At 62.3% G+C, this 11,043-nt stretch carries 8 protein-coding genes; 1 reads left to right on the forward strand and 7 read right to left on the reverse strand.

The window, feature by feature from the left end:
- Window positions 1-152: 152 nt before the first annotated feature.
- Window positions 153-956, reverse strand: a complete 804-nt coding sequence (locus tag ACEN2R_RS00315; RefSeq protein ID WP_442038045.1) for an ABC transporter permease — start codon at window positions 954-956, stop codon at window positions 153-155.
- Between the two features lie 147 nt (window positions 957-1,103).
- Between ACEN2R_RS00315 and ACEN2R_RS00320 the strand changes: the two genes are divergently transcribed.
- A complete protein-coding gene (locus tag ACEN2R_RS00320; protein ID WP_442038047.1) occupies window positions 1,104-1,682 on the forward strand; it encodes a GcrA family cell cycle regulator in 579 nt (192 codons plus the stop codon).
- A gap of 107 nt (window positions 1,683-1,789) precedes the next feature.
- Here the strand turns inward: ACEN2R_RS00320 and ACEN2R_RS00325 are convergent, their stop codons facing one another.
- The 6 genes from ACEN2R_RS00325 to ACEN2R_RS00350 form a co-directional block, all read right to left on the reverse strand.
- The gene (locus ACEN2R_RS00325) at window positions 1,790-3,805 is read right to left on the reverse strand and encodes an AsmA family protein (protein WP_442038049.1); all 2,016 of its coding nucleotides are present in this window, start codon (window positions 3,803-3,805) and stop codon (window positions 1,790-1,792) included.
- A 118-nt stretch (window positions 3,806-3,923) separates the two neighbouring features.
- Entirely contained in the window at window positions 3,924-4,691 is a 768-nt protein-coding gene (locus tag ACEN2R_RS00330) for an efflux RND transporter periplasmic adaptor subunit (protein WP_442038051.1), read from the reverse strand.
- Window positions 4,660-6,648 carry a preprotein translocase subunit SecA gene (locus tag ACEN2R_RS00335; protein WP_442038053.1) on the reverse strand — a complete coding sequence of 663 codons (1,989 nt, stop codon included), beginning with the start codon at window positions 6,646-6,648 and terminating at the stop codon, window positions 4,660-4,662. Before ACEN2R_RS00335 ends, ACEN2R_RS00330 begins: the two co-directional genes overlap by 32 nt.
- The gene (locus ACEN2R_RS00340; RefSeq protein WP_442038055.1) at window positions 6,632-8,794 is read right to left on the reverse strand and encodes a hypothetical protein; all 2,163 of its coding nucleotides are present in this window, start codon (window positions 8,792-8,794) and stop codon (window positions 6,632-6,634) included. The genes ACEN2R_RS00335 and ACEN2R_RS00340 overlap by 17 nt, the downstream gene beginning before the upstream one ends.
- Complete coding sequence (locus ACEN2R_RS00345) at window positions 8,794-10,614, reverse strand: efflux RND transporter periplasmic adaptor subunit (RefSeq protein WP_442038057.1); 1,821 nt, start codon at window positions 10,612-10,614, stop codon at window positions 8,794-8,796. The genes ACEN2R_RS00340 and ACEN2R_RS00345 overlap by 1 nt, the downstream gene beginning before the upstream one ends.
- Window positions 10,615-10,638: 24 nt before the next feature.
- Window positions 10,639-10,971, reverse strand: a complete 333-nt coding sequence (locus ACEN2R_RS00350) for a DUF3467 domain-containing protein (RefSeq protein ID WP_442038058.1) — start codon at window positions 10,969-10,971, stop codon at window positions 10,639-10,641.
- Window positions 10,972-11,043: the final 72 nt, after the last annotated feature.

Below are 11,043 nucleotides of genomic sequence, written 5' to 3' on the forward strand. Positions count from 1 at the left end.
CGTCGCAGGGTCACTGTATATGTGGCGCGTGTGATCATGATTGCGGGTTATACAGTTTCAAACGTCCTGTCCATCGGTTCTTGCCCGGCGGACAGAACGCACCTTGTGCCTCTTCTTGGAAAAATATCCGCGCGGCACGCGCCTCCGCTGGATCAGGCCTTCATCCGGTAACCGCGCTTGAACCAGAACCAGCACAGCCAGAGAACGGCAAAGGTCGTCCCCGAACAGACCGCCAGCCCCACCCAGGGAGAGCTGTCCGATGTGCCAAGCACGCCGAACCGGACCCCGTCTATCAGATAGAACATCGGGTTCAGGTGGGTCAGTTTTTGAACCAGCGGCGGAAGCGTCTCGATCGAATAGAACGTGCCCGACAGGAACGACAGCGGCGTGATCAAAAAGTTGGTAATCGCCGCCATCTGGTCGAATTTGTTCGCATAAATCGCGGCGATAATCCCCAGTCCGCCCAGCAAGGCGCTGCCAAGAACCGTGAACACCAGCACCCACAACGGATGCGCCATGCCCATCCCCAGAAACAGGGCCATGACCACCAGAATGGCCACCGCCACAAACATCCCGCGTCCGATGGCACCGGCGATATACCCAATCACCAATTCCAGCGCCGACAGCGGCGGCATCAGTGTGTCGACAATATTGCCCTGCACCTTGGCCACCACAATAGACGACGAGGTATTGGCAAAAGCGTTCTGGATCACCGTCATCATCAGAATGCCGGGGGCAAGGAACTGCAGGAACGGCACCCCCATCACATCGCCCCGCGACGGGCCGATAGACAGGCTGAACACCGCCAGAAACAGCCCCGCCGTGATCAGCGGTGCCATCAGCGTCTGACTCCATACTGCCAGAAAGCGCCGGTTCTCGCGGCTGGCCAATGTGTATGTTCCCAACCAGTTGAACCGCCCGAAGCGCCGCGTGCCGAGATCGCCAAGCTGTGCCATGATCAAACCTTTCGTTCGTTTTCCAAGGGCGCTTGTATCCCGCCGAATGGTGATTAGAATAGGGGGCAAGAGATTTAATCCAAGCAGGCCCGTTGGTTTCGGGGCGGGAACGCCCGCCAAAGGGCCGTTTGTCATGAAGGAAGACCTATGTCCTGGACCGATGAGCGTGTCGAGACCCTGAAGAAAATGTGGGGCGAGGGCCAAAGCGCCAGCCAGATCGCCAAGGAACTGGGCGGCGTGACCCGCAATGCCGTGATCGGCAAAGTCCACCGCCTGGGCCTGTCGAACCGCGCAGGCACGCCCCCCGCCAAGGCCGACGCAAAACCAGCCCCCAAGGTCGAGGCAAAGCCAAAGGCCGAACCAAAGACCGAGGCCCCCAAGGCCGAACCGCGCGTTGAGGCAAAACCGGCACCAGAGCGGCCAGAGCCCGCACCCATGCCCGCCCGAAAGTTGATCATTCCAGCCGGTCAGCCTTTGCCACCGCAGCCCTCTGCGAACGAGATCAGCCCCGAGGCCCTGGCCTCTGTCCGCGAGATCGAAAAGAAATCCGCGAAAATCAGCCTGATGGAATTGACAGAGCGCACCTGCAAATGGCCCATCGGCGACCCTGCCACAGATGACTTCTGGTTCTGTGGTCTGGCAAGCCAACCGGGAAAACCCTATTGCGAGGCCCATGTCGGCGTCGCCTTCCAGCCGATGTCAGCCCGCCGCGACCGCCGCCGCTAAGCACCGGTCAAACGTGAGAATTCAAAAGGTCACAGGTTTCTGTGGCCTTTTTTATTGGTGGCTTTTTCATCGCGGATCATGGCGTTGCCCGAAGGTCCCCCGCCGCCTCAGTTCTTCTTGCCGAACAGATTCAGCAGCCCCTTGACCGCCTCCTCCTCCAGTTTCTGTTTCACAGCGTCCTTGACCGATTGCCCCTCTTCCACGGTCACCCCCAGTTCCTGTTGCAGCTTTTGCTCCAGCTTCACGCGGGCCTGCGCCTCGATTTTCTTGCGCTCGACCTCCAGTTTCTGGTCAGCGATAGATTTCAGGTCGGCCTTGAACCGCGGCTTGGCCCATGTGCCGGTGATCAGAACCGGAACGGTGATTCTGGCCGATCCGTCGGATTTCACCAGGGCCACCGGCGTGACACGGTAGTTCAGCGTCCGGTCCCCCAACCCGACCTGCCCCGCCCCGCTTGCGGTCAGAACCGGCGCGGCAAAATCCAGATCGTCATTGCTCAGAACACCTTTGTCCATTGTGAACGTCGCGGTGATCCTGTCAAAAACCGTCTTTGCCCCTTCGCCCTCGTAAGATGCATCAAGGTTTCGCAGCATGCCCGCCAGATCCAGCCCGCGCAGCTCTCCCTTGCCGATCTGGAACGCACCGCTACCCGACAGGCTGTTCATAATCGCATTCATCGAATTCCCGACACCTAGGAATTTGACCTGCAGATTGGCAAGCCCTCTAAGCCGGTCATAGTCGGCAAAGGCGGACAACAAGGGGTTCATCGCAACATTCGCCGCCTTCAGATCACCGCCAACCGACAGCCCGCCGCGCCCGTTAACGATGAATTGGCCGCTGAACACGCCCTGATAGGCCTGCACCTCGCGCAGGTCGAACACGACCCGCGACCGGTCAAGGGTCGCCAGAACGCGGGTTTTTCCCAGTTTGACCGAACCGAAATCCACGCCATCCGCCACCAGCGAAATCTCGGCGTTCACAGCCGACAAGCCGCTGACGTCGATGGTCGCCTTTGACCACCCCGCCGTTTGAGCCGCCGTGCTTCCCGCCCTGTCCACCGCGCCGCCGGAAGCAGCCTTTGCGCCGCTTGTCCCGCCGTCGCCAAGCCCAGATAAATCCAGCGCCCCTGCGGTGAACTGGCCATTCAACCGTGGCACTTCGGCCAAAAACAGATCCGCATTTCCCATCAACCGGTTCTGGTCCAGCCGGATGATGCCATCGCGCAAGGTCAGCGGGCCGTCGGCCGCATAGGTCACTTTGCCCGACACGCCGATAGACTGGCCCAGCCCCTTTGGCAGATCGGGCGCGGGCTGTCCGGCAAGGCGGGTGACGGCAGCAAGATCGGGCAATTCCGCCTTCATTGCACCGGACGCGGCAACGGGGCTTAGACCGGCACGGCCATCAAAGACGATATCGGACCCACCCGCAGTCAACGACAGCGCCACCGGCGAAACGCCACCGGCCAGAAAGGCCCCGAACCCGCTGACGCCCAGCTTTGCCTTGAACGGCTGGCCATGCGCGCGCGCCGACAGATCAAACGAGGCAGGGCCAGTGAAATCGGGCACCCGCAGGTCGGCGGTCACATCTGTCATCTCTGTCCGAATGCCGGATTTCCGATCAATGTAGATCAGGGAACCCTGTGTGATCACGGCCCTTTCAATGGAAAACGGTTTGACCGCAGCCGAAGCCGGCGTCGGGCCGGCAGGGGCGGTTGCACTGATCTTGTTCGCAGCGACCGCGCTTGCGAACTCCCAGTTTCCCTGACCGGATGCGTTCTTTTCCAACAGGATACGCGGGGCAATCGCCTCGACCTGACCGATCTTGATCTGGCCGGAAACCAACGCCCTCAGGTCAAGCCCGATCGACAACCTGTCCGCCACCAGCATCGGTCCCGCATCGGACCAGTCGGCATTCGCGATCTCGACGTGCCCGGTGCTGACGCCGAACCGCGGAAAAAACGACGGGCGCACATCGCCGGACAGGCTGACGCTGCGACCCGTAGCTTTTGTGATCTGCTCGGATGCAAGCCGCGCGATCCGGTCCCCCGGCAAGACGAACAACCCCGCCACCCCAAGCACCGCAACACCCACAAAGGCCACAACTAGCCGAATAATCCAGCGCATCCGAAACGCCTCCGTAAACCACCGCATTCCGGCAAAGCCTAAGGCCTCTTTCCCGCCGCAACAATCACCTTAATCATACGTTTCCGGCACTGCCGCTTGCTGCGTCGTCGCAAACCCCCTATTGCCCCGCAACCACGCGGCACCCCGAACCCGCGACCCAAAGCAGGTCGGAATTGTCGACCTCGGCGTGCAAGCGGAACGACTGGCTGGCCAGATCTATCACCGGATCAACGAAGGCGACCTTGGCGGATCGCGGCTCTGCCTCGCCGCTTGCAATCTGGATGGTCTGGCCTTTTTCAAAGTCCCGCAGATAGGCAAGGGGCAGGTCGATTTCGGCCCGCAACTGGTCGATCTGCACCAAACGCAGCGCCGGCTTATCCTCGACCACCTCGCCCACATCAACAGAGGTTTCGATGATGAAACCGCTGTGTGGCGCGCGGATCGCGAACCGAAGCGCCTCCAGCTCCAGCTCGCGCAAGGCGGCGCGTTTGACGGCAAGATCGGTGCTCAGCTCGTCCTTTTCGACGTCGGTCAAGACCTTGCTCAACCGCGCACCCCGACTGTTTTTGCGGTCGGCATATTCCAGCTCGGCCTTTGCGCGCTCTATCCGGGCCGCCAATCCACCCGAGGCGAACCGCAACAAAACCTGCCCCTGATCGACAAAATCCCCGAGATCGACATGCCGTTCGGCGACCACCTCGCGGCTGGACACCGACAGGGCCGTGTCCCGCAGTGGCGCAAGGATGCAGTGCACCTCGGACGAAGCAATGCCCTGCCCCGGATCCTGTGCCGTGGCGACCGTGGCCCAAAGGCATGCGGCAATGGCCATAGGGACGCCGAAACATCCAACGGGATTAAACCCGCCGCGTGAAGACCAGGACATCATTTCGCTTTTCCTCGCTGTTCAGAAGTTTCAACCTGCGGTCGCGCCGCACGCCCTCGAGATAGCGGCGCCGACGGGCCAGCACCGCAAAGTAGACACGCGTTCCCGCAGCACGATAGACCGAAAACAACCGCCCGATCCACCGCAGTGACCGCGCCTTCATCAGGCGGGCCAGTTCCGGCTCGTCGAGCGAATGGCATATGTCAAAGCTGCCAGGGTCGCCTTGCCGCCCCGCACGGCCATATAGCTGCCGGTCCAGACGGTCTGTTTCCAGCGCGTCCAGAATGATAACGTGCAGGCCGCCCGCCCCGCGAACGCTGTGCGACAGTTTGATATCCGTGCCGCGACCCGCCATGTTCGTCACCACGTTGATGATCGCGGCCTGTCCGGCACCGGCCACCACCTCTGCCTCTTCGGCAAGACGCCGCGCATTCAGCACGCCATGCGCCATGCCATGCGACCGAAGCGCGGCGCTGACCTGCTCGGACAGGGCGACAGATGACACCCCGATCAGGATTGCGCGGCCATCAGCGGCCAGCTGTCTGGCACGGGACACCGCCCATTCGATTTTCTCATCCGTGGTTTCGAACAGGTGACGTTCCGCCTGAAAACGGATGACAGGGCGGTTCGTGGGCACGGCCACGACGGGGACATTATAGGTTTTCGTCAGTTCCCTGCGGACCTCGCGCAGCGTGCCGCTCATCCCGCACATCTTGTGGTATTTCCGGAAATAGCTTTGGAAACTCAGCTTTCCGATGGTCCGGCGCGTGGCGCTTGGCTTTAGCCCTTCGCGGATCTCGATCACCTGTTGCAACCCCCATGGCAGGGACCGGTCCGGCGTCGGGCGCCCGGTTTGAGGATCGACCAGAACCAGCTTTTCCTCTTCGATGATGTAATTGACGTCCCGGACATATCGGTCCTGCGCTGTCTTGGCCTGAATCAGCAATTCTTCGGCCAGGGCAAAGGATTTCCATTCGGGTGCGGCCTGCGGCAACCGCTGGATCAGCGCATGAAGCCGGTCGGTTTTCAGGGTCCGGTAGCCAAGCTGGTCGGCGCTTTGCCAAACCTCGTCGCCGGCGATCTCGGCCAGATAGATGGCCTGCCGCAAAAAATCCTCGGACAGGCTGTCGGGTTGGGGTTCGGTCAGGATCAGAGGAATGTTCGCCTCGTCGATCAACACGGAATCCGCCTCGTCAATCACCACAAAATCCAGATCCTGCACCACCGGCCCGCTGGCCCCCGCAAATTCACTGCCAATGCCGGACAGTTGCAACCGATACGCCAGAGGCGACGCCTGCGCCAGCTTCGCACGGTCCCGCAGATAGTCGAACACCAGTTCCTTGTTCGCGCAGTAGGTCACATCCGCCAGATAGGCCGCGCGCTTTTCCTCGGGTTTCATGTCGTGCAGGACACAGGCGGTCGACAACCCCAACCGTTCCAGCAGCGGCGCCGCCTCCTCTGCGTCGCGCTCGGCAAGGTAGTCGTTGACTGTGACCACGTGGCAGGCGCATCCGGCCAGTGCATGCATCGCAACGGGCAAGGTGCCGGTCAGCGTCTTGCCCTCGCCCGTTGCCATTTCGACGAAATATCCGGCGGACAGGGCAATGCCCGCGCGAAGCTGGGTATCATGGAACCGGAAGCCCCGCGTGCGAAACAGGGCCTCGTCGATCAGGCCCATTGCATCGGCCATCAGGCGTGGCGTCAGACGTCCCTGCCGCAACCGGCCGCGCAGGTCATTCGCCGCCAGAACAATGCCCGCGTCGGTGGTCTGGTCATACCGGCCACGCGCCGTGTGAACCGCCGCCAGAATCCTGCGCCGCATGATGCGGTTGGTCATGGTCCAGCGCCGCACCCGCAGGCCAAGGCCCCAGCCGATCTGCTCTCGCAATTGCGGCAGACGCTCTGTCGGACGCAAGGACAGCGTGCCCCGCGGCGGCGGAACATCAGCGGCCCGGACCAAAACGCTCGCTCACAATGGAAACCACGCGGGGCCAGACGCGAAAGAACAGCGGCTCTGCGGGGTAGCGCAGCTTTAGCTGAACGATCCGGCCGACGGGCAAATCTGACAGGTCCATATTGACCTCGACAGGAAAGCCGGTTTCCAGCGCCCGCAGCCCCTTTCCGTCATCTGTGACCTCGGTCATCACCGGCCCGCCCAGACGGTCCGCCATCCGGTCATCGCTAAGCTGGCGGGTGGCATTCGGGCGCAGGTGGATGTCTTTGGCGGGCACATCGACGGTCTGCCCCAGCCCCAGCAGAACCGTGCCGCCGGTTACACCCCGTTGCAGATCGCGCAAGGCGGTTTCGGGCAGTCGCGCCACCATGCGGCGGGCCTCTGGCCGGTCGATCCAGCCGATGCGCGCCCCGCGGGCAATGAACTGGCCAAGACGGGGTAAGGGCGTTTCGGGGTTCCAGACGCCGGCGTTGTTCGCATGAACATCGGCCACACCAAGCTGTGCGTCGATCCGCTCGAGGCTTTCGCTCAGGGCGCGCAATTCGCGCCCGACGGCCTCGGCCAGCGGGGTATTTGCGGCAGAGGCCGCCTGACGCAGCTTGGCACTTGCCGCCGCAATCCGCGCCGCCATCGCGATCTTTTCGGTGCGCAGCCTTTCGGGTTCCAGCCGCATCAACACGTCGCCGACCTCGATTTTGGCGCCCGGTGTCGCGTCCAGCGCGACCACCATGCCTTCGGTTTCGGCGAAAACGGCGGCGCCCTGCGCGTTGGTCACAAGTGCGGGAACCGTTGTGTGACTTGGCAAGGGCAACAGCAAAAGGGCACCTGCCACCCCCGCCAACAAGGCAATCACACGCATCCCGACCTTGCCCCTTTTCTGTGTGAATTCAGCACTTCGGGACATGTCCCAGACCGTTTTGACATTAGGCCAGATCAGCCCGCCGATGACCACCCATACTGCCAGAACCTGCCCCACATAGGGCAGCTTTCCCGCTACAACCAGCGCAATAGAGAAGGTGATGACCAAACGGTAGATACCCGCCAGAACGGCATAGCTGCTCATCCATGCTCGTGCACTTGCTCCCGCCAGTTCCGTATCGGGGCCGGGGTCCATCGCCAGAAACCGCTTGAACCGCCGCCCCAGCAGCTTTTGCCCGCGCGTGCCCAGACCCGGCGTCTGGGTCAGATCGGCCACCGCATAATAGGCATCGAAGCGCAGCAAAGGATTGCCATTGAACAGCAGCGTCGAGACCGTGCAGATGAAAATCGCGTTGAACAGCACGGCCCGCCACAGGCCGGGGTCGGCCTGATCCCACAGCAGGATCGCGGCGGCACCAATCGCGAATTCCGCAAGGATACCGGCCCCCGCCACAAGCGCGCGGCTGGAATGGCTGGCAAAGCGGTTCGCGTCGCTGGCATCGACATAGGGCATCGGCACAAAGACCAGAAACATCACCCCGACCTGGGTCACATCGCCGCCAAAACGCCGAACGGCCAGCGCGTGGGCGAATTCATGGATCAGCTTGACCGCCGGATAAACGCAGGCCAACACGATCAGGTTGGATGGTGCCAGCGCGCGGTCGGCAAGGTTTTCGGTCAGCGGCTGCCAGCGCTCAATCGCCGTGACCCCCGCAGCAAGGATCAGCATCGCCCACAGAACAAAACCAACGGGGCCGAAAACCAGATGCGCGATCCACGTCAACGCAGGGCGGCGCAGCAAAGCCGACGGGTTGAACAACGGGATTTTCTGCGTCACCGGCGATTTCAGAAACCGCGAGACCCATTCCGTGCGCTTCGCATTTTGCGTGCGGGCCAGCGTCTGGGTCCGGGGCACCGCATCCACATTCAACAACCCACCCTCGTAAAGCTTTGACACCAACTCGATGAACTCGTCCTGCGGCGGCAGGTCGCGGCGCTGGCTCCATGCCAGATCGTTCCAGATCCTGTCGACGGTGGTCTTGCCGTCGAACCGGCGCAGGATGTCGAAATCCTCGGCGGGGACGCGAAAGGATTTGCCCGATGACTTATCCGACAACACGAACCATGCGCGCCCAAGATAGTCGTGCAGGGCGACATCGACCTGCTGCCGCAGCCTCGGCTTCAGATCGGCCAGCCGGTACCAATCCTGACTAAGAAGCTGCGTGCGGGCCACTAGGGCAACCAGCGCCAGAAAAACAGATAGACGATTTCCAACGCCGGTTCGATCCAGACTTTCCAGATCGGTTTGCGCGTTTGATCCAGACGGGCGATGCCCTGCATGCCGTTTTCAAGCCGCAGGTCGTTGGGCGCAAGATCGGCATAGCCGACAAAGCGCAGTTCGCCGTCGACAGTTTCGGCGTTCGGCTTGATCCGCGTCACCGTCAGTTGCAGCGGGCTTTGCGGGGCAGATTTCAGGCGAAGGGTGCCGGTCATGCCCGGCAACAGTTTGGCACCATTGCGGTTATCGACCGAGACGCGCAGTTCGATGCCACGGCGTGGCGCGATCTGCATCAAGGTCTCGCCATAGGTGATCTTGGACCCGATCCGCTGCCGCAGGTCGCCGTCCAGAACCAATCCGCCCGACTGCGCCCGGATCACGGCGTTTTCCAGATCGCGGCGGGCAAGGTCAAGGCGCGCCTGCGCCTCCGCCATTTCCGCCTCGGCCACGGCGGCAGACCCCAGATCCCGCGCGCGCCGCGATACCGACGCCTGCGCCAGATGGCGGGCAACCTGCGCTTCCAGCTCGACCTCGCGCAAGCGCAAGTCGGATGCGTCGATCCGCGCCACTTCCTGCCCTGCGACAACCGTGTCACCCGGCAGAACCGAAACCGATTCAAGAAACCCGTCGGCCGGGGCGCTGACGACCCGTAGGTCGGGGTCGTCTATCACCGTTTCGGCCCGCAGGGTGTCCGGCACCTTGATCACGACGATGGCGATGACCGCGGCTATAACAAGCGTGGTGATGACCTTGGCCTTCAGCCCGCGTGGTCCGAACAAAACACCCAACCCATGCCAGGCCGCCGCGCCGTTGCGTTTGATAAACCCCCGATGCGCCTGATCCTGCAACTGCAACACGGGGCGCGCCAGAATCCACAAGGCATTCCACAAAGACAGGTCCGGCATGGCCTTTCGGCTGGGCCATTGAATAATAAGAACCTCGACCATCCGGCCCTTGGCATCGCCAAGCGGGATCGCGGCAATCGCGCCGTCGCCATGGGCGGACGCAAGGTTGGACAGGACCGTTCCCGCAGGATCACCCACCCGCCAGATCACATCCTCGCGGCGGACAAGCGCCTCGTATCCGGCCTGTTCCGTCAGGTCGTTCAGCCGCGTCTGGCGGTCGAATTTCGCCTCTCCCGAGACAGCCTTGAGGCGCATCCTGCCAAAGACCCCGCGCCGCACAAGCGCCACCCGCGACGCCCCCAGATACCGCGCCACAAGCGAGGTGAACGCCTGTCGCGCCTCTGTCGGGCTGGTCGCGTCAAGCAATTCCGCCGACAGCGCGAAACCGTTCTGCTGCACCTCGACCTCGCGCATGGCTTTGCACAGACGTTCCAGCGACAGATAATGGACAACCCAGCCGGTCGCAGCATTCAGATGCGCCATGATCAGTTCGACCTGATCCGCAGGCAAGGCACCCAGCCCCACCAAAAGCGCCGCGTTGCCCTCTATCGTAGCAAGCGGCAGCGCGATCACTTCGGTAATATCGTCCTCGGCGCGGTCCAGCGGATAAAGCACCGCCGAGCCCGCCGCGCGCATCTGCGACAGGGCCATCGCATAACCGGACCGGTTCAAAGGCATCGCATCTGGAGAGCAGGCGATTTTTCGCGCGCTGCTCTCGTCCAGAATGACAATCCCCGCCTCGCGGATACCCCGGACCTGTTCGACCAGCTTGCGGCACCAGACGGCAAGCTGACCGTGAAGGTCCGGGGCGGCAGTGTCTTCCATACCGCCCTGCACCGCTTTCGCGTCGTTCAAAGGCTGTTCAAGCATACGAACCGCGCAGGGTGGTCATTTTCAGGCATTTCCCATCGGAGGCATCGACGCGTTCTCAGGCGATGGCGGCTGGGCCGATGCGTCGATCTTGCCATAGCGGGCCTCGTGCTGGGCAATTGCGTTCACCAGCATCGCGGCAAGCCGCTTGGCGGTTTGCGGGGTCATGATGACGCGGTCGTTCAGGTCGACCTCGAATTCATCGCCCCGCCCGTGCCACGAACGGCCAGTGCCGATCAACAGTGCAAATTCCTCGGATGTGGCGGCAACATTGACCACGTTGGAATAGCTGGTCCGCATGTTCTGGTCACGAAATACGACCGTCTTGCCGCCTTCTTTGGATTTGGTATCGCTCATCGCACAGTTCCTTACCGTCTTCCGACGTTTGTTGATCAAAGTATGGGGTCAAGCCCCGCACCCTATCGTTGG

It is taken from the genome of Pseudogemmobacter sp. W21_MBD1_M6 (assembly GCF_052119585.1).
Classification (GTDB): domain Bacteria; phylum Pseudomonadota; class Alphaproteobacteria; order Rhodobacterales; family Rhodobacteraceae; genus JBGQOJ01.